Raw genomic sequence first — 17,119 nt, 5'->3', positions numbered from 1 at the left:
CGTCACGCCACAAGGGCTCTTCTTGGCAGGTAACGCCCGAGGGTACCGCTGGGGAGGCCTTTTACGTTACGTTCACAGTCTAAACCACACAAAACAAGGAGACGACTCAACCACAAGATTGATTCCATTGTGGGGACTAAGCGAACACGGTGCTGTGCCTTTATCACAGGGTGCATGAACTGCGCTGGAATGTTCACGATATGCATGAAACCCAATCGTTAAATTATCAGAAAATAACAGTTGTGCTCAGTTCGCGTTCCACGCTACTGTACACTCAGACAAGTCCAATCGAGAGCTCGGGAATTCCTCCCGGGCTTTCTTTTTGCCCCAAGGAGTACCCCTCATGCCCTACAAGCCCAAGCGACCGTGCAGCCACCCAGGCTGTCCACATCTCACCGACGGTCGGTACTGCGAGGAGCATGCGAAAGAGGCTGCGAGCACCTACGAACGCAACCAACGAGATCCCGGCACCCACAAGCGCTACGGATCCTCTTGGAGGAAGGCCCGGAAAACATTCCTTGAAGGGCATCCCTTCTGCGAGCTGTGCAGGAGAGAGGGACGCCTTACACGAGCGACGGTTGCCCATCATCTCACTGCCACCAGATATGGTGGCACCGATGACGAAGAGAACCTCATGGCGCTATGCAACAGCTGCCATTCGGCCCTCCACGGGCGCCAGAGAGACCGATGGAACGTTAAAAGGTAACTATTAGTAGCGCCAACCCTAGGGGTGCCTGAATCTCTACACCATATGTGGTGTACAACGGGCAGGGGCAATCACGCGAAAAAATTGGAATTCAAACGGGGGATTGACCCCCTCATCATACGAAGGCGGTGCGACATGGCAAAAGACGGTACCAACCGTGGCGGTGCCCGCGTCGGTGCAGGGAGGAAACCCAAGGCTCTTTCAGAGAAAATCCACGAAGGCAGAGCGGCCAGCGTGGTGCAATTGCCCGAGGCTCCCGAGCTCGAGGGCGCGGACATGCCTGAGGTCAAATATTACATGACGGTCACCCAGAAGAGTGGCATCGAGCTCGATGCTGCAGAGGTCTTCCAGGAGACATGGGATTGGCTCAAGACCAGACGCTGTGAGAATTTAGTCAGCAGCCAGATCATCCACCAGTACGCGATGGCAGTGGCCAGGTGGATCCAGTGCGAGATGGCAGTCAGCGAGTACGGCTTCCTCGCTAAGCACCCTACCACGGGGGCTGCTATTGCTTCTCCGTACGTGGCGATGAGCCGTGAATACATGAAACAGGTAAACCAGATCTGGTACCAGATCTTCCAGATTGTTAAGGAGAACAACGCCACCTCCTACCAAGGAGCGAACCCTCAGGATGACCTGATGGAACGACTGCTCACCGCACGCCGGTAACGCCAAACAATCAAACAACCAAAGGAATTCAAACATGAAGAACTACCTCACATCCGAGAGTGTCTGCCAAGGACATCCCGACAAGCTGTGCGACTACATCGCCGATTCGATACTCGATGCCTGCCTAAGCAGCGATGCATATTCGCGAGTGGCCTGCGAGGTCATGGCGACCAAGGGCCGGATCATCGTCGCCGGAGAGATCACCAGCCGCACCAAGGTCAACATACGCCAAACCGTACGGACCGCCCTTGCAGAGTGTGGCTACAACCCCAAGGAATTCACCATCAGCGTGTTCCTGCACAACCAGAGCCCGGACATCGCAGGCGGTGTCGACACCGCCCTGGAGGCCAGGGATGCTGATGGTAATGGGGATGAACTGGGAGCCGGGGACCAGGGTACGGTGTACGGGTATGCAACCGATGAGACTCCCACCGCCATCCCGCTGCCGCTCGAGCTCTCGCACCGCATCTGCAGCATCCTGGACAAGTGCAGGAAAAATGGCACCATCATGGGAATCCGAAGCGACGGCAAGGCACAGGTATCGGTGGAGTACGAGAATGACAAGCCCGTCAGGGTGTCCGCCGTCATCGTCTCGGTCCAGCACGATCGCGACAAGAACCTGGACAGCCTCAAGGCCGAGATCATCGAGAAGGTGCTCGAGCCTGCCTTCATCCACTTCCCCATCGATGCACACACGCGCATCCTCATCAATCCCTCCGGCCGTTTCGTCGAGGGCGGGCCTGGTGCCGATACCGGCCTTACCGGACGCAAGATCATGGTGGACACCTACGGGGGGCTGACCCTCCACGGAGGGGGCGCCTTCAGCGGCAAGGATCCCACCAAGGTCGACCGGAGCGGGGCCTACATGGCACGCATGATCGCCAAGAACATCGTCTCAGCCGGCCTTGCCAAACGCTGCGGGGTAGCAATCTCGTATGCAATCGGAAAGGCCGAACCTGTCGCGGTAAATGTACACACTTTCGCTACAGGAAATATCGACGATGAGCAGCTTGCGGATGCTGTCCGCACGGTCTTCAGCCTCAAGCCGAAGGACATCATCGAGGAGTTGGGGCTGCGCAGTCCCATATACAACCTTACCTCCTGCTACGGCCATTTCGGCAACTCCCTCTTTGCATGGGAACAGGTGAGCGAGCGGTATATAGAGGCGCTCAAGGGAGAACTTGATCATGACCATTGAACAGAAACACATCGATGAGCTGCTGCCCGCAGACTACAACCCGCGCAAGGATCTCAAGAGCGGTGATGCCGAGTATGAGAAACTCAAGCGCTCCATCGAGCAGTTCGGCTATGTGGAACCGGTGATCTGGAACAAGACCACCGGACGGGTCGTAGGGGGCCACCAGAGGTTGAAAGTCCTTAAGGATGCTGGTCATACCGATCTTGATTGTGTAGTCGTCGAGCTTTCCGAGGACAAGGAAAAGGCGCTGAACATTGCACTGAACAAGATCAGCGGCGAGTGGGACAAGGACAAATTAGCCTTGCTCATCACTGAGTTGCAGGGCGAGGATTTCGACATCTCACTCACTGGTTTCGATCCGGCTGAGATTGACGACCTGTTCAAGGATTCGCTAGCCGAGGGCGTGCACGACGACGATTTTGATGTGAATGCCGAGCTCGAGAAGCCTGTGATCACCAAAACTGGGGACCTGTGGAAACTGGGAAGACACCGCTTGGTATGCGGAGACAGCACCAAGGCCGAGACATTTGAGCTGCTCATGGCAGGATCCAAAGCGAACCTGGTGGTCACCGATCCCCCCTACAACGTCAACTATGAGGGCTCGGCCGGCAAGATCAAGAACGACAACCTGGCAAACGACGCCTTCGCCCAGTTCCTGCTCGATGCCTTCACGAACACCGCAGAGCACATGGCCGACGACGCCTCCATCTATGTGTTCCATGCCGATACCGAGGGACTTAACTTCCGTAAGGCCTTCTGTGAGGCGGGTTTCTATCTCTCGGGCACCTGCATCTGGAAAAAGCAGTCGCTGGTGCTCGGCCGCTCGCCCTACCAGTGGCAGCACGAGCCGGTGCTCTTCGGATGGAAGAAGAAGGGCAAGCACCTGTGGTACACCGGGCGCAAGGAATCGACCATCTGGGAATTCGACAAGCCCAAGAAGAACGGCGAACACCCCACCATGAAACCGGTGGCCCTCCTGGCCTACCCGATCATGAACTCCTCGATGAGTAACACGCTGGTGCTCGACCCGTTCGGCGGCAGCGGCAGCACGTTGGTTGCCTGTGAGCAGACTGAACGGAGCTGTGCCACCATCGAGCTGGATGAGAAGTATTGCGATGTCATCGTCAAACGCTATATCGAGCTCGCCGGATCCTCAGCCGGGGTCACCGTACAGCGCGACGGATTGGAATACACCTATGAGGAAGTCTCCTCCGAGGAGGCCCAGGATGGATGAGTTCACCCTGATCACCACTCTCTCGGTATGCCTGTTCGGCTCGGGAGGCATCGTGCTGTGGCTGCTCAACCGCCTGGCAAAGAGAAGCGACGACCGCCATGGGTATGCAAAGGACCTGAGGGAGATCAAGACCACCATCACCAGGATCCAGATGGGTCTGGTCATGGCCCTGGAGAACGACAAGGTCATCTTCAAGTCGCTGAGGACCCATGAGATCAACGGGGAATCAGAGGAGCAGGAAGCGAAGATGGACGAGTACTTCCTGTCGCTGCTCGGCGGCAAGGGGGAGAGAGGATGACGCTCAGTGCAATACTGCTCGCATTCGCAGCTTTCCTGGGCCTTGCGATGGAGCTGTACAAGAAGAGCCTACGCAAAGACAGGGCAGGCGAAACAGAGATCAAGCTGGTCGCCCTCGCCTGCTCGGCGCTCCTGGGATATGTGACTTTCCGCATCGTTGCGGGAACAGGCGTTGATGGGGGGCTGAACAACACACCCTACTTGGTGGTCCTGTACACGGTTGCGATCTATCTGCTGCAGCTTCCTGCGTGCATGGCGTTCTGGAAACCACTGGTCAAAAAGTTCATGGAGAGAAAAGTCGATGAATGAAATCATGCAGATGCTGATCCTCATCATCCTGGGGTTGCTGGGGATCACACGATTGCAGGCACACAAGACCAAGGATCTGAAAAAGGATATCCAGCAAGCCCAGGATACGGTGAAGAAACGAGAACAGGAATTGGAGAAGATCGATGAAGTACAGCAGAAGGTCACCACCATCGCCAAAGAAAAACCACCTGAAAAGATCGAACCTCCTGAAAGCGGTGACTCTGCTGGCCGTCTTGATCGTCTCAACCGGCTGCACGAGCACACCGACGGTCGAGGTCAGTGATCCATATCGCCAAACTCTGGTATCGATGGCTCCCGAAGGACCAACAATTCCGGCCTTCCCCACCCTGAACTGGACATATCAGAATGGATTGTACTGCATAACAGAGGCGGATGCCGACAAGCTTTTGTACTACGGGGAGAACGAACTGCCGCTTTTCGCTCACCGCTACAAGCAATACCTGCGCCAGATCGGCCTTATCTTGGAGGCGTTGTCAAAACCTTAGGGTATGGGACTTGCTATTAGTGGAAACCTAGGCAATCAATGCAGCCTGACAAGGAGGGTACACCATGGATGAGATGAACAAGAAACGAATTGAGGTACTCAAACTCCAATACCCAAAGGGATGTACGGTTGAGCTGGTGCACATGGATGACGAGCAAGCCCCACCCAAGGGGACCAAGGGAATCGTGATCCAGGTGGACGACATTGGGACCATGCATGTTGCTTGGGAGACCGGCTCGACACTGGGCGTGGTGCCGGGTGTCGACATGGTCAGGAAACCGGGTGAGGAGATCCCCCGGCATAAGATCTTCTAGTGTGCCTTTTCCACTTGAGACGGCAGGTTGTCTGTAACCCGTCGTAAAGGGAAAGGAAATCCTCAAGGCTCATGACAAGGGTCGACGGATCCTCATCAAGTGCATTGCTGGCAGCGTCGCCCCATGAGAGGATGAAGGTTTTCCATTCCATATCGACGGCCCTTTTTTCAAGCAACTGCAATGCCAGTTCCGTTGCCTCATCTCTTTCCAGCCTTCGGTCCTTCAATGGGCCCGAGGCATTGTATCGTGCCCCAAGCTCCCTTCTCACCCGTTTGAACGGGTTACCCGGATAGCTTCTCACACCCTCAAGGAGCCGCCAGCCGTCGTTTCGTGAACGGAAGTACAGATGGTACAGCTTCTCCACGATCATCGGAGGCAGCATCGTAGGCGAGAGCAGCAAGGACGGACAAGCCGGTCCCATCAGGGCGAACAGAGGCTCGAGGTTCATCTCGAAGGCAGGAAGATCACCCAGGGCTGCCTTGCCGACCTCCATCACTCGCACTGATAGCGGACTCAGTTCCAGGACGAGCATGTCAGCCTCATACAGATGTTCGGTCCCCCCAAGGCCCAGCACGAAGAGCGATGGATTGACCGGGTCGATCGTACCGCAGCCCATGAGAAGCTGGAAGGTTTTCATGCTGATACTGTCCAGTGCCCTGAAAACGGGCACATCATGTATCGTGAATATCGAATTGGTGTTGCTCAAGAGGATCTCCTTGGTTGTTTCTGGTATGGAATCCGGGTTGGAAACCTCATGCATTGTCATACGGGGTCCGCAAAAAGGCAACAAAAATTCGATCCATTCATAATATAAAATTAGTGTATCTTATTTGCATATATACACTTGCTATATATCCCTCTTTGAGTGATTACTACAGTACGAAGAAAAACACACCAAAGAGAGGTAGACGGCATGGAAAAGACAACACGGTTCGGAATCGAGATAGAGATGACAGGCATCACCCGCAAGGACGCAGCCCTGGCTGCCCAGACGGTCCTCGGTGGAGAGCTGCTCTACGGTGGTTCCTACTACGACACCTACGAACTGAAGACCTTCGATGGCCGCACATGGAAGTTCACCTATGACGGATCCATTCGATGCGAAACCAAGACTCGAGGGATCAAAGAGAGTGCATCACGCCTGTATAGCGTCGAGTTGGTCAGCCCGATCCTCACCTACGAAGCTGACATCGAGAACCTGCAGGAGGTCATCAGGGCACTGAGAAAGGCCGGGGCCTTCACCAACAGCTCCTGCGGCATCCACATCCACCTTGATGGCCAGCCGCACACACCACGCTCGATCAGAAACTTTGTGAACATCATCTACGCCCGAAACGACCTGTTCTACAAGGCCCTCGGCATAGAGGCTTCACGGGCACGGTACTGCAAGAGGATGGACGAGCACCTTGTGGCGACCATGAACCGAGCCAAGCCGACCACCTTCGCCAAGATCGAGAGCATCTGGTACGAAGGCTACCGGGGAAACCGGGACGCACACTACCACGAAAGCCGCTACCATTTCTTGAACCTGCACTCTTTCTTCCACGGCCACAAGACCGTCGAGCTACGCGGTTTCAACAGCACCCTCCATGCCGGAGAGGTCAGAAGCTACATCGTCCTTGCCCTTGCGCTGAACACCCAAGCGCTCTCACAAAGCTCGGCGAGCACCAAGAAGCCCCAAGCCGAGAACGAGAAGTTTGCGATGCGCACCTACCTCAACCGCATCGGCTTCATCGGCGACGAGTACAAGGCCTGCCGAGAGCACCTGTGCAAGCGGCTCTCGGGATGTGCCGCGTGGAGGAGGCGTGTTGCCGCCTGAAGGGGCGACGGATCTGCAAGCTGAGGGCGGGACGACCGCCCTTGGGGTGGTAGAAGACCAAGTGAAGGAGTGTAACAACGATGAAGAAAGTCTATCTGGCCTATGGAAGCAATCTGAACCTCGAACAGATGGGAGAGCGATGCCCCGATGCCGCAGTCATCGGAACAACAGTACTGCACGATTATCAGCTGTTATTCCGGGGAGGCCGACATACTGGCGTGGCCACCATCGAAATGAAACGAGGAGCAAGTGTTCCGGTGCTCCTCTGGCAGATCACCGAGAAGTGCGAGAAGGCCTTGGACCGCTACGAGGGTCACCCCCACCTGTATCGAAAGAAAAAACTGATGGTGAACCTGGACGGGGATGAGTTGGTGGCGATGGCCTACGTCATGAACGAAGGACCTCCACTGGCGATGCCGGATGCATACTATTACTCGACCATCCTTGACGGTTACTACGACTGCGGCTTCGATGAGGGTATCCTCAAGCAGGCGGTTATGGAATCGATGGAGGCCGGCGATGCCTGAGCAGATCAAGGAGCAGATCCTCAAGGTACGTGACAGTGGTCTGACGAACATGTTCAACACGGGGGCGGTCCAGTGGATCGCCTCCCAGATGGGACTTACGGAACTTGTCGACTACCTTGATGGGGACAACACAAGGGAATACGCTCACTTCATACTCACAGGCGAAGGCTGACAAGAGCCTTCGCAAGGTGTCATACCCGACTCTGCACCAGTAGTGTTTTTCTTCAAATTATTGCTCTGTAACAGGTTGCTATAGTTTCCGAATTGAGGGATATATACACCAACAAAACGGACACGGAGGCAAGGGCATGTGGAGAGAAGGAACTTTGGAGATCGGGAAGAGCGTTTTCAGGTACTGCATCAAGGTGTACGGGGAGGGTTCGGAATACGGGATCGACGAGGGCAGGATCTCCAAGCTGATGCTCAAGAGGAATGGCAACGTCGTATGCAACTATGACCGCGGCTGGGACATCAGGCCACGTGACACTGATACCAGGCAGGCCCTTGTGAGCCTGAAGAAAACATACAACTGACAACAAGTACCCACCACTTGAAGGGACCCACGCCGGGTCCTTTTTGTTTGCCCTGAGGAATGAAATAAGTTATGCCGAAACCGAAGAAATACACCCCTACATCCTTCATGGCAAAGGAATCGACCTACGACAAGACCCTGGCCGACCGTGCAGTTGGGTTCATCGAATGCCTCTGCCACACCAAGGGGGTTTGGGCGGGAAAGCCCTTCAAGCTGCTTCCCTGGCAGGAGAGAATCATCCGCGACCTGTTCGGTATCGTCAAGACCGATGGATATCGGCAGTTCAACACCGCCTACATCGAGATTCCCAAGAAGAACGGCAAGAGCGAACTTGCAGCTGCGGTGGCGCTGCTGCTTACCTGCGGGGACTTCGAGGAACGCGCCGAGGTCTACGGATGCGCGGCCGACCGCCAGCAGGCCTCGATCGTCTTCGAGGTGGCAGCGGACATGGTGCGCATGTGTCCCTCGCTGAATCGACGCGTCAAGATCCTCGCCGCCACCAAGCGCATCGTGTACCTGCCGACCAACAGCTTTTATCAGGTGCTGAGCGCAGAGGCCTACTCCAAGCACGGATTCAATATCCATGGGGTGGTCTTCGACGAACTGCACACCCAACCGAATAGAAAGCTCTTTGACGTGATGACCAAGGGCTCGGGCGATGCGCGTGCCCAGCCGCTTTTCTTTCTGATCACCACCGCGGGCACCGACCAGCATTCCATCTGCTACGAGCAGCACCAGAAGGCCAAGGACATCATCGAAGGTCGCAAACACGACAAGACCTTCTACCCGGTGATCTACGGTTCGGAGGAGGACGACGACTGGACCGATGCAAAGACATGGAAGAAAGCCAACCCGTCGCTTGGGCATACCATCACCCTCGAGAAGGTGAAGGCGGCCTGTGACAGCGCAAGGCAGAACCCGGGCGAGGAGAATGTGTTCCGTCAGCTCAGGCTCAACCAATGGGTCAAGCAGGCTGTTCGCTGGATGCCGATGGAGAAATGGGACCTGTGCAACTTCCCCGTCGATGCCGAGGAGCTCGAGGGCAGGGTCTGTTACGGGGGACTGGACCTCTCAAGCACCACCGACATCACTGCGTTCGTGCTCGTATTCCCACCCAGGAATGAGCATGACAAATTCGTGATCCTTCCCTGGTTCTGGATACCCGAGGACAGCCTGGGCCTGCGTGTGAGGCGTGATCATGTGCCCTACGACGTATGGGAACGAACCGGCCACGTACAGACCACCGAAGGCAACGTGGTCCACTACGGCTTCATCGAGGCCTTCATCGGCGAGCTCGGCAAGAGATACAACATCCGGGAGATCGCGTTCGACCGTTGGGGGGCGGTGCAGATGGTGCAGAACCTTGAGGGCATGGGCTACACGGTGGTGCCCTTCGGACAGGGATTCAAAGATATGAGCCCCCCGACCAAGGAGCTGATGAAGCTGGTATTGGGGCAGAGCATCGCACATGCGGGCCATCCGGTGCTCCGCTGGATGATGGACAACATCTTCATCCGAACAGACCCTGCGGGGAACATCAAACCCGACAAGCAGAAGTCTACCGAGAAGATCGACGGCGCGGTTGCCACGATCATGGCACTAGATCGGGCGATCAGGTGTGGCAACGAAGTGCGCGAATCGGTCTACGAGGATCGAGGCATCCTCTTCATCTAGGAATCAGGAGATACACATATGGGACTCTTATCCAAGCTTGTCACCAGAACGCGTGACAAGCCGCAAAACAGGACCAGCGGGTCCTCATACAGTTTTCTCTTCGGAGGATCGACATCCGGCAAGGCGGTGAACGAACGATCGTCGATGCAGATGACGGCAGTCTATGCCTGCGTGCGTATCCTTGCCGAAGCGATCGCAGGCCTGCCGCTCCATCTGTACCGTCACGACGATGACTCGAGCAAACACAAGGCCAAGGATCATCCGCTGTACACCCTGCTGCACAGCGAGCCCAATGCGGAGATGACCAGCTTCGTGTTCCGCGAGACGCTGATGACCCACCTCTTGCTCTGGGGCAACGCGTACGCCCAGATCATCCGAAACGGCAAGGGCCAGGTCGCGGCCCTCTACCCGCTGATGCCCAACCGCATGCAGGTGGACCGCGACAAACACGGCAAGCTCTACTACCAATACACCACCAGCGCCGAAGATGCTCCCACCATGCAGGGAAACTCGGTGGTACTGGACGCCTCAGAGGTACTGCACATACCGGGACTCGGCTTTGATGGGTTGGTGGGCTACTCGCCGATTGCTATGGCAAAGAATGCCATCGGTATGGCTATCGCCTGTGAGGAGTATGGGGCGAAGTTTTTCGCCAACGGGGCTGCCCCAAGCGGGGTGCTGGAGCACCCGGGAACGGTGAAGGACCCTTCCCGCCTGCGCGATACGTGGCAAGGCCAATTCGGCGGCTCGTCCAACTCGCACAAGGTTGCGGTGCTCGAGGAGGGAATGAAATACACCCCCATCTCGATATCGCCCGAGCAGGCGCAGTTTTTGCAGACACGCAAGTTCCAGATCAACGAGATCGCACGCATCTTCCGCGTCCCCCCTCACATGGTGGGGGACCTGGAGAAGTCCTCGTTCAGCAACATCGAGCAGCAGTCGCTGGAGTTCGTCAAATACACTCTCGACCCGTGGGTCATCCGCTGGGAGCAGGCACTTTCGCGTGCACTGTTGGCCTCCGATGAGAAGCAGACGCATTTCTTTCGCTTCAACGTCGAAGGTCTGCTGCGTGGTGATTACCAGAGCCGCATGGGCGGGTATGCCACCGCGCGCCAGAACGGTTGGATGAGTGCCAACGATATCCGAACACTGGAGGACATGGATCTCATTACCGACGAGGACGGAGGGAACCTCTACCTCATCAACGGAAACATGCTCCCCCTCTCGCGGGCAGGGGCATTCGCAGACACGCATACGGACACATCCCAGGAGGAGAGTAATGAAGAACAAGAAGTTCTGGCAATGGAAAAACCAGAGCGAAGAAGAAGGCAGAGCGAGAATCCTTGAGCTTTCGGGCACGATCGCCGAGGAGAGCTGGTTCGATGATGATGTCACCCCCGAGCAGTTCCGAAGCGAGCTATTCGCCGACAGCGGCGAGGTGACCATCTGGATCAACAGCCCCGGTGGGGATTGTATCGCAGCAAGTCGCATCTACGCAATGCTCATGGATTATCCGTCAGCTATCACCGTGAAGATCGACGGGATCGCAGCGAGCGCAGCTTCGGTCATCGCGATGGCGGGCACCAAGGTCCTGATGGCGCCCACCGCGCTCATGATGATCCACAATCCCATGACACTCGCCTATGGCAACCATCAGGATATGCAAAAGGCCATCGGCATGCTGGATGAGGTGAAGGAAAGCATCGTCAACGCCTACGAGATCAAGACGACCCTCACCCGGGCGAAGATCAGTCACCTGATGGACAACGAGACGTGGATGAACGCAAAGAAGGCCATCGAGTTGGGCTTCGCCGATGCGATCCTCGAGGACGCGAAGAAAGCGTCCAATGAGGCCTCGTATGCGTTCTCGATGCGCACCTCGCAGCTCTCACTGATGAACAAGATCACCGAAACATATGCAATCGCAGAAGACCAGGAGCCACCTGAGGAAGGCAGAGCCGCCCTTGGCGAGCTCGAGAAACGACTGAATCTCATCAAACCCCAATAGGAGAAGACACAATGGGAAAGATCAACGACATGCGCGCAACGCGCGCGAAGACCTGGGAACAAGCGAAGGCATTTCTTGATGCGAAGCGCAACGACAAGGGCATCCTAAGCGCCGAGGATAGGGCCACTTACGAACGGATGGAAGCCGAAATTGTGGATTTAGGCCACGAGATCGAGCGCCAAGAGCGAATCGAGGCGTTCGAGCGTGAGCTGAACGCTCATGTGGGTTCACCCATCACCAGCCGGCCCGAGAGTGCCCATAAGGGCACCAAAAAAACCGGACGGTCTTCGGATGAATATAAGAAAGCTTTCTGGAACCAACTCAGACGTCGGGAGAATACTGCGGAACTCTATAATGCACTGCAGGTAGGAACCGACACCGAAGGGGGGTATCTCGTACCGGATGAGTTTGAACATACTCTGGTAGAGGCGCTGGTCGAAGAAAATATCTTCCGTTCGATCGCGCACATCATCCACACCTCCAGTGGCGACCGAAAAATCCCGATCTCGGCCTCCAAGGGAGAAGCCGCATGGATCGACGAGGAAGGAGCATATCCCGAGAGCGATGATAGCTTCGGCCAGGTGACCATCGGAGCATACAAGCTAGGTACAATCATTAAAATCTCGGAGGAGCTGATCAACGACAGCGTGTTCGATATCGAAGCGTACATCGCCCGAGAATTCGCTCGCCGTATCGGAGCAAAGGAAGAGGCAGCGTTCTTTAGTGGGGATGGATCGGGTAAGCCACTGGGTATCCTTGCGGCCACCGGAGGTGCTCAAGTAGGGGTACATGCCGCTTCTGCCACCGCATTGAGCTGTGATGAGGTCATTGATCTGTTTCACACACTGCGATCTTCATACCGAAAAAATGCGGTATGGCTGACCAACGACTCGACAATCAAGGCGATTCGCAAGCTCAAGGACGGCAATGGACAATACATTTGGCAGCCCTCACTCACTGCAGGCAATCCCGATACCATCCTCAATCGTCCGGTAAAGACCTCAGCCTATATGCCTGAAATCTCAGCTGGAGCAAAAACACTGGTATTCGGAGACTTCTCGTACTACTGGATTGCCGACCGCCAGGGACGCACCTTCAAGCGCCTAGGCGAGCTGTTCGCTCCAACTGGACAGGTGGGGTTCCTCGGTTCTCAACGCGTGGATGGGCGCCTGATCCTCGGCGAGGCCGTCAAGGTCCTCCAGCAGAAGGCCTAAGGGAGGTAATTGATGTCATATAACACCAAGAACTACCGCGAGCAAGGCGGTGAAAAGACTGTCATCGGTGGCGAGGTCATCCTCGCTGGTACCGCGAAAGTCACCATCGATCCTGCGGCAGTCATCGAAGGGCTGCCCAGTGGCAGCATCAATGCCGCTACCAGCCAAGCAGATAGCACAGCTACCACCATCGAGGACCTGGTGGTGGATTTCAATGCACTGCTGGCTAAGCTCAGAAATGCAGGCCTGATGGCCAGCTGATAGTAAACGATTATGGGGGCATCCCGGCAGACGCCGGGGTGTCCATCATTTCGATGAAGGAGGAAGCGCATGATTGCCAGCATCGCCATGTTCAACACCTACAGCGGCAACTATGAGGACTCTGTTGAAGCTGTGCAGCTCAAGGGCGCCTTCCTTGCTACGGCCGAGGATATCGTGACCTCGTATTTAGGTTTTGATCCTAAGCAGCAGGAGTATAGCGATGTGGTCACCTCAGGCTCGGGCTCTCGTCGCCTGTACCTGCCCTCTCGCAACATCACTAGTGTCGGCGCGCTCACCGTAGGAACGGCCGATATGGATACCACGCAGGTGAAAACCTACGACGACTACATCAGCTTCATCGACCATGCCACGAAGTTTCCCATCGGGGAAGACAATATCCGCCTCAGCTACACCGCTGGATGGGAAATCGAGCAGATGCCTTCGGTGATCGTCGTCTCGATCCTACGCATCGCCACGCTCATGCTCAGCGAGACCGGGGGGAACATCGGCCTGACAGGCAAGAGCTTTGCCGACAACAGCCGCACGTTCGTCAACTACAGCAACTACCGCAAGTACCTCCAGCCGCTGGATAGTATGCGCATCCTGGGGTTTTGACATGCTGGGAAGACGAAGAAGGTACAGCACCGAAAGCATATCGGTCGAGACTGACCTGGCTGAAGCACTCTCCTACCTCGAGGGTCTTGGAACAAACCGGCACAAGGCGATGCGACGTATCCTGGGCGGCATCGGCACGGCCGCAAGAGCCCAGGTGCGTAAGGCCTACAAGTCCCACGGGCTCTCCAAAGGAAGTGGGGCGTTGTACAAGAGCATCAGCCGCCGGGTGATCCGTAGCGGCAAAGCTGTCATTGTCGAAGCCAAGGCTTCCTCACAAGAGACCAAAGTATTCTACGGCTACGCCCTGGCCAAGGGAGCGAGGATCACTGCCAAGGATGGAGGATACCTCACATTCCAGAAGGACGGAAAATGGGTGCGCGTGCACTCGGTGAAGCTTCCCGAGCGCGACTTCGTGGCCGCTCCGGTGAAGAAGTACCTGAGCACGACGGCCTTCAAGACGAAACTGGATCAGCTGGTCGAGCGGGAGGTGGCGCGCATTGAAAAGGAGAGTAAACGATGATAACTGAGATGCAGGTGCTCGAAAGGCTCAAGGCGGTGATTGCCACTGATTTGATCGGTTTGCAGGAGAGCGAAGAGGGGATTTCCATCGAGCACTTCGATGAGAAAAACATTGAGATCGATTTTCCCGATGTGGACAATATGCGACGTCCCACGATGTTCTACATCCAACCCGATTATGAGAACCTCGAGCCGCTGGGGATGCATAGCGACCTGGCCACCATGCGCGCAACCGTATTTCTCCTCTGTAAGGGCGCGCCCAACGCGATTCTGGTCAAGCGGGTATTCGCACTGTATGGAGCCCTGTACCTGCTCCTACGAGGGGACCCCACGCTGGGAGGATTCATCGAGGACGCGCGCATCACCGACATGGACTACTACCCTGCCGTAACCGCAAGCACGACGGTCACCGCCATCGAGGCAAGCATTGATTTGCAGTGGTCCAAAGAATTTTAGACACCAACAAGAGAGGAACGGCATATGGCATTTTACACAGGAACAGGATCGCGGCTGCAGGCGGGCAAGGAAAGCTCCTTCGCCCAGGCCGCCGGTCCCACAACACTGGTCGACCTGACCAGTGAGAGCATCAAGGTGGCTGTCGAGAAAGGTGATGAGGGCTCGCTGCTGGGAAGCAAGACCGCATCAAGCAGGGATCTTCTGGCGGTGACGGTGGAAGGCTCGGTGAGCTTCATCCTCCGACCCGAATCGGCCGGCCTCATCCTGCACGCCGCCCTGGGGGGAGAAGACACCTGCGCCCAGGTGGGAGAAACGGATGCGTACACCCACACCATCGGCCTTTGCGATGTGAACGAGGCACTTCCCAGCCTCACCTTCACCATCGACCGCAAGGCGGCAATCAAGCGCTATGCGGGTTGCACCATAAGCGCCCTCAGCCTGGATTGCGCGGCCGGCGATTATGTGAAGGGCAGCATCGATATCAAGGGGACCACCGAGGAGAGCGGAACCATTGAAGAGGCACTGAAGAGCTTCTCCATCCCCTCGTACCGGTGCACCAATGCGACCTTCACGGTCAACGGCACAACATACGACATCACCAGCGCATCGCTGAAGATCGATAACGCGCTCGAAAGCTCCCCACGCACCTATGCCTCAGGCCTGTATGCAGGAAGGCCGCAGCATGGAAAGAGAGCTGTGACCATCAACTTCGAGATCCCCTACAGCACCGAGGTTGAAACGCTCAAGAGCTCGTATCTGACCAGCGAGGAGAACGCTTCTGTCCAGCTGACCTTCTCTTCCCCTTCGGCGGGACACAGCATCACCATCACCCTCTCGCATGTGGCGATCAGCGAGGTGGATGCGAATGTCGGGGGAACGGGCATACTCAGCTCTACCGTTGCAGGCGAGGCTCTCAGTGTGGGCACCGAAGAGCCCATCACCATCGTGATCACCGACAAGATTTCGACACCCTACGGAGGATAAGAACCATGTTCATCAAGACAAGACATTATGACACGTGCATACAGAAGGTACGCATTGAAGTGGGAACACTGGTGGGACTCAAGGCCGACGATGAGGCATACATCGTGCTCAAGGAGCTACCCACCTTGGAGATGCTCAAATTAAAGGAAGCCTCCGAGCAGGGAGAGAACCAGACGCTCACCCTCCTTCGCGACCTGCTTCCCTCAATCCTGGTCGACCACAACTTCTACGAGGATGCGGATGCCAAAAAGAAGATGGACAACCGCGAAGTTGCCTCACTGGTGTTCGAGTCGCTGGATCTGACGGTGAAGGTCGTCAACGAATACACCCATGCCGCTTTTTTTTCCCGTGCGGACGCGAGCGACGCCAGATCGCGTCCCTCTGCTGCGAGGTCTTCAACGGAAGGCGTAGCGCTGAGCTCTACAGCGAGTACGGCCACTGGCTCTTCTACATAACCGACATCTATCTGCCATGCTGCGACTCTGAGAGCGGGGACTTCAGGCACTTGCCGTTCGCCGGCAGCCTCATGGACCAGCCGTACATGAGCATGCAGATTCTCAAGCTGATCCAGCTCAACTATCGGCGGCATTTGCATGAGCAGGCTAAGAAAATGACACAGAAACACTAATCACAGGGCGTCCATGGGGCGCCTTTTTCATTGCATAAGGGGAACACGCGTATGGCAGCACAAGCGAAAGTCATCATCAAAGGCCAGAACGATATCGGTGGTGCGGTCAAATCAGCCGCAGCCGACCTGGGAAGCCTCAAGGGTGCTGCAACCAAACTGGGTGGAGTGCTTAAAGGCGCCTTCGCTGCCACTGCGATCATCGCTTCAGTAAAGGCTTTGGGCAATGCAGTATCGGCAACATTTTCCGAGTTCTCCGCTGCCGAACGATCCTACAAGCAACTCGCACTTGCTCTGGGGGACAGCACCTCGTATGAGAAGGTTACCGCCGTGGTCGAGCGGCTGAGCAGCCAGACGCTCTCGGGCAAGGGCGATATCGAGGCGATGGTCGCCCAGTTGGCCGCGCTGGGCAAGAGTGCCGACGAAATCGAAAGCATCTCCGAGGCGGCAGTGTACCTGTCCAACGTGACCGGCAAGGACCTCAACGGCTCGATGATGAACCTGCTGGATTCGTACACCGGAGCTACCGGAGAGCTGAGGAAACTTGGCATCGAACTGGATGGCCTCACCGCCGATGAGCTCGCACACGGAGCGGCGGTCGACAAGGTGATCGACAAGCTCGGAGAGTACTCGGCGATGATGGCTGATGGGGA

The 17,119-nt window shown here is 56.4% G+C and carries 24 protein-coding genes; 22 read left to right on the top strand and 2 right to left on the bottom strand.

Translation table 11 applies throughout. The features are described 5' to 3' along the window. Positions 1–274: 274 nt before the first annotated feature. Positions 275–586, bottom strand: coding sequence for a hypothetical protein (locus ACODJP_RS13605; protein WP_422482418.1), 312 nt, complete (start codon positions 584–586; stop codon positions 275–277). Positions 587–841: 255 nt separating this feature from the next. On the opposite strand from ACODJP_RS13605, the gene ACODJP_RS13600 reads away from it, so the two are divergent. The 7 genes from ACODJP_RS13600 (at position 842) to ACODJP_RS13570 (ending at position 5,232) form a co-directional block, all read left to right on the top strand. Then, positions 842–1,375, top strand: a complete 534-nt coding sequence (locus tag ACODJP_RS13600) for a P27 family phage terminase small subunit (protein ID WP_353851412.1) — start codon at positions 842–844, stop codon at positions 1,373–1,375. Positions 1,376–1,409: 34 nt separating this feature from the next. After that, entirely contained in the window at positions 1,410–2,573 is a 1,164-nt protein-coding gene (metK, locus tag ACODJP_RS13595; RefSeq protein WP_422482416.1) for a methionine adenosyltransferase, read from the top strand. Next, the gene (locus ACODJP_RS13590) at positions 2,563–3,807 is read left to right on the top strand and encodes a site-specific DNA-methyltransferase (RefSeq protein ID WP_422482414.1); all 1,245 of its coding nucleotides are present in this window, start codon (positions 2,563–2,565) and stop codon (positions 3,805–3,807) included. The genes metK and ACODJP_RS13590 overlap by 11 nt, the downstream gene beginning before the upstream one ends. Beyond that, a complete protein-coding gene (locus ACODJP_RS13585; RefSeq protein ID WP_422482412.1) occupies positions 3,800–4,105 on the top strand; it encodes a hypothetical protein in 306 nt (101 codons plus the stop codon). Before ACODJP_RS13590 ends, ACODJP_RS13585 begins: the two co-directional genes overlap by 8 nt. Beyond that, positions 4,102–4,413, top strand: a complete 312-nt coding sequence (locus ACODJP_RS13580) for a hypothetical protein (protein WP_422482411.1) — start codon at positions 4,102–4,104, stop codon at positions 4,411–4,413. Before ACODJP_RS13585 ends, ACODJP_RS13580 begins: the two co-directional genes overlap by 4 nt. Then, a complete protein-coding gene (locus ACODJP_RS13575) occupies positions 4,406–4,696 on the top strand; it encodes a hypothetical protein (protein WP_422482409.1) in 291 nt (96 codons plus the stop codon). The genes ACODJP_RS13580 and ACODJP_RS13575 overlap by 8 nt, the downstream gene beginning before the upstream one ends. Positions 4,697–4,983: 287 nt before the next feature. Beyond that, on the top strand, positions 4,984–5,232 hold the full coding sequence (locus ACODJP_RS13570; protein WP_244771496.1) for a DUF4314 domain-containing protein: 249 nt from the start codon (positions 4,984–4,986) through the stop codon (positions 5,230–5,232). Here the strand turns inward: ACODJP_RS13570 and ACODJP_RS13565 are convergent. Beyond that, the gene (locus ACODJP_RS13565; RefSeq protein WP_422482407.1) at positions 5,189–5,998 is read right to left on the bottom strand and encodes a hypothetical protein; all 810 of its coding nucleotides are present in this window, start codon (positions 5,996–5,998) and stop codon (positions 5,189–5,191) included. The two genes, ACODJP_RS13570 and ACODJP_RS13565, sit on opposite strands and share 44 nt — an antisense overlap. A gap of 147 nt (positions 5,999–6,145) precedes the next feature. Between ACODJP_RS13565 and ACODJP_RS13560 the strand changes: the two genes are divergently transcribed. The 15 genes from ACODJP_RS13560 to ACODJP_RS13490 all read left to right on the top strand — a co-directional run. Next, a complete protein-coding gene (locus ACODJP_RS13560) occupies positions 6,146–7,051 on the top strand; it encodes an amidoligase family protein (RefSeq protein WP_422482405.1) in 906 nt (301 codons plus the stop codon). A gap of 80 nt (positions 7,052–7,131) precedes the next feature. Further along, positions 7,132–7,578, top strand: a complete 447-nt coding sequence (locus ACODJP_RS13555) for a gamma-glutamylcyclotransferase family protein (RefSeq protein WP_422482403.1) — start codon at positions 7,132–7,134, stop codon at positions 7,576–7,578. Beyond that, the gene (locus tag ACODJP_RS13550) at positions 7,571–7,750 is read left to right on the top strand and encodes a DUF5049 domain-containing protein (RefSeq protein WP_422482401.1); all 180 of its coding nucleotides are present in this window, start codon (positions 7,571–7,573) and stop codon (positions 7,748–7,750) included. Before ACODJP_RS13555 ends, ACODJP_RS13550 begins: the two co-directional genes overlap by 8 nt. A 136-nt stretch (positions 7,751–7,886) precedes the next feature. Further along, a complete protein-coding gene (locus tag ACODJP_RS13545) occupies positions 7,887–8,111 on the top strand; it encodes a DUF7678 domain-containing protein (RefSeq protein WP_422482399.1) in 225 nt (74 codons plus the stop codon). Between the two features lie 71 nt (positions 8,112–8,182). Next, a complete protein-coding gene (locus ACODJP_RS13540; RefSeq protein ID WP_422482397.1) occupies positions 8,183–9,784 on the top strand; it encodes a terminase large subunit in 1,602 nt (533 codons plus the stop codon). 18 nt (positions 9,785–9,802) lie between these two features. Further along, positions 9,803–11,131 (top strand): phage portal protein, encoded by a 1,329-nt coding sequence (locus ACODJP_RS13535; protein ID WP_422482395.1) that lies wholly within the window; start codon positions 9,803–9,805, stop codon positions 11,129–11,131. Further along, positions 11,064–11,792 (top strand): head maturation protease, ClpP-related, encoded by a 729-nt coding sequence (locus tag ACODJP_RS13530; protein WP_422482393.1) that lies wholly within the window; start codon positions 11,064–11,066, stop codon positions 11,790–11,792. Before ACODJP_RS13535 ends, ACODJP_RS13530 begins: the two co-directional genes overlap by 68 nt. 11 nt (positions 11,793–11,803) lie before the next feature. Further along, positions 11,804–13,006: a phage major capsid protein gene (locus ACODJP_RS13525; RefSeq protein WP_422482391.1), complete on the top strand. Its 1,203-nt coding sequence runs from the start codon at positions 11,804–11,806 to the stop codon at positions 13,004–13,006. Between the two features lie 12 nt (positions 13,007–13,018). Continuing rightward, a complete protein-coding gene (locus tag ACODJP_RS13520; RefSeq protein ID WP_422482389.1) occupies positions 13,019–13,267 on the top strand; it encodes a head fiber protein in 249 nt (82 codons plus the stop codon). Between the two features lie 69 nt (positions 13,268–13,336). After that, positions 13,337–13,882, top strand: coding sequence for a hypothetical protein (locus tag ACODJP_RS13515; RefSeq protein WP_422482387.1), 546 nt, complete (start codon positions 13,337–13,339; stop codon positions 13,880–13,882). A gap of 1 nt (position 13,883) precedes the next feature. Next, the gene (locus ACODJP_RS13510; protein WP_422482385.1) at positions 13,884–14,402 is read left to right on the top strand and encodes a hypothetical protein; all 519 of its coding nucleotides are present in this window, start codon (positions 13,884–13,886) and stop codon (positions 14,400–14,402) included. Next, complete coding sequence (locus tag ACODJP_RS13505) at positions 14,399–14,857, top strand: hypothetical protein (RefSeq protein ID WP_422482383.1); 459 nt, start codon at positions 14,399–14,401, stop codon at positions 14,855–14,857. Before ACODJP_RS13510 ends, ACODJP_RS13505 begins: the two co-directional genes overlap by 4 nt. A 24-nt stretch (positions 14,858–14,881) precedes the next feature. Next, complete coding sequence (locus tag ACODJP_RS13500) at positions 14,882–15,841, top strand: phage tail tube protein (protein WP_422482381.1); 960 nt, start codon at positions 14,882–14,884, stop codon at positions 15,839–15,841. 5 nt (positions 15,842–15,846) lie between these two features. Next, entirely contained in the window at positions 15,847–16,296 is a 450-nt protein-coding gene (locus tag ACODJP_RS13495; protein WP_422482379.1) for a hypothetical protein, read from the top strand. 224 nt (positions 16,297–16,520) lie between these two features. Beyond that, positions 16,521–17,119, top strand: a 599-nt coding sequence (locus ACODJP_RS13490) for a hypothetical protein (protein ID WP_422482378.1), incomplete at its 3' end; no start/stop codon positions are given.

Origin of the sequence: Pleomorphochaeta sp. DL1XJH-081 (genome assembly GCF_049310885.1) — a bacterium.
Classification (GTDB): domain Bacteria; phylum Spirochaetota; class Spirochaetia; order Sphaerochaetales; family Sphaerochaetaceae; genus CAYZJV01.
Note: the sequence above shows the minus strand (reverse complement) of the source record. Positions and strands in the feature narration are given on the sequence as shown.

Bases quoted from the DNA above. Each gene is read 5' to 3' on its own strand.
- ACODJP_RS13565 (WP_422482407.1), bottom strand. From the start codon at position 5,998: ATGACAATGCATGAGGTTTCCAACCCGGATTCCATACCAGAAACAACC.
- ACODJP_RS13520 (WP_422482389.1), top strand. From the start codon at position 13,019: ATGTCATATAACACCAAGAACTACCGCGAGCAAGGCGGTGAAAAGACT.
- ACODJP_RS13600 (WP_353851412.1), top strand. From the start codon at position 842: ATGGCAAAAGACGGTACCAACCGTGGCGGTGCCCGCGTCGGTGCAGGG.
- ACODJP_RS13515 (WP_422482387.1), top strand. From the start codon at position 13,337: ATGATTGCCAGCATCGCCATGTTCAACACCTACAGCGGCAACTATGAG.
- ACODJP_RS13605 (WP_422482418.1), bottom strand. From the start codon at position 586: ATGGGCAACCGTCGCTCGTGTAAGGCGTCCCTCTCTCCTGCACAGCTC.
- ACODJP_RS13530 (WP_422482393.1), top strand. From the start codon at position 11,064: ATGAAGAACAAGAAGTTCTGGCAATGGAAAAACCAGAGCGAAGAAGAA.
- ACODJP_RS13550 (WP_422482401.1), top strand. From the start codon at position 7,571: ATGCCTGAGCAGATCAAGGAGCAGATCCTCAAGGTACGTGACAGTGGT.
- ACODJP_RS13580 (WP_422482411.1), top strand. From the start codon at position 4,102: ATGACGCTCAGTGCAATACTGCTCGCATTCGCAGCTTTCCTGGGCCTT.
- ACODJP_RS13540 (WP_422482397.1), top strand. From the start codon at position 8,183: ATGCCGAAACCGAAGAAATACACCCCTACATCCTTCATGGCAAAGGAA.
- ACODJP_RS13525 (WP_422482391.1), top strand. From the start codon at position 11,804: ATGGGAAAGATCAACGACATGCGCGCAACGCGCGCGAAGACCTGGGAA.
- ACODJP_RS13545 (WP_422482399.1), top strand. From the start codon at position 7,887: ATGTGGAGAGAAGGAACTTTGGAGATCGGGAAGAGCGTTTTCAGGTAC.
- ACODJP_RS13510 (WP_422482385.1), top strand. From the start codon at position 13,884: ATGCTGGGAAGACGAAGAAGGTACAGCACCGAAAGCATATCGGTCGAG.
- ACODJP_RS13500 (WP_422482381.1), top strand. From the start codon at position 14,882: ATGGCATTTTACACAGGAACAGGATCGCGGCTGCAGGCGGGCAAGGAA.
- ACODJP_RS13505 (WP_422482383.1), top strand. From the start codon at position 14,399: ATGATAACTGAGATGCAGGTGCTCGAAAGGCTCAAGGCGGTGATTGCC.
- ACODJP_RS13560 (WP_422482405.1), top strand. From the start codon at position 6,146: ATGGAAAAGACAACACGGTTCGGAATCGAGATAGAGATGACAGGCATC.
- ACODJP_RS13495 (WP_422482379.1), top strand. From the start codon at position 15,847: ATGTTCATCAAGACAAGACATTATGACACGTGCATACAGAAGGTACGC.
- ACODJP_RS13585 (WP_422482412.1), top strand. From the start codon at position 3,800: ATGGATGAGTTCACCCTGATCACCACTCTCTCGGTATGCCTGTTCGGC.
- ACODJP_RS13555 (WP_422482403.1), top strand. From the start codon at position 7,132: ATGAAGAAAGTCTATCTGGCCTATGGAAGCAATCTGAACCTCGAACAG.
- ACODJP_RS13570 (WP_244771496.1), top strand. From the start codon at position 4,984: ATGGATGAGATGAACAAGAAACGAATTGAGGTACTCAAACTCCAATAC.
- metK (WP_422482416.1), top strand. From the start codon at position 1,410: ATGAAGAACTACCTCACATCCGAGAGTGTCTGCCAAGGACATCCCGAC.
- ACODJP_RS13535 (WP_422482395.1), top strand. From the start codon at position 9,803: ATGGGACTCTTATCCAAGCTTGTCACCAGAACGCGTGACAAGCCGCAA.
- ACODJP_RS13590 (WP_422482414.1), top strand. From the start codon at position 2,563: ATGACCATTGAACAGAAACACATCGATGAGCTGCTGCCCGCAGACTAC.
- ACODJP_RS13575 (WP_422482409.1), top strand. From the start codon at position 4,406: ATGAATGAAATCATGCAGATGCTGATCCTCATCATCCTGGGGTTGCTG.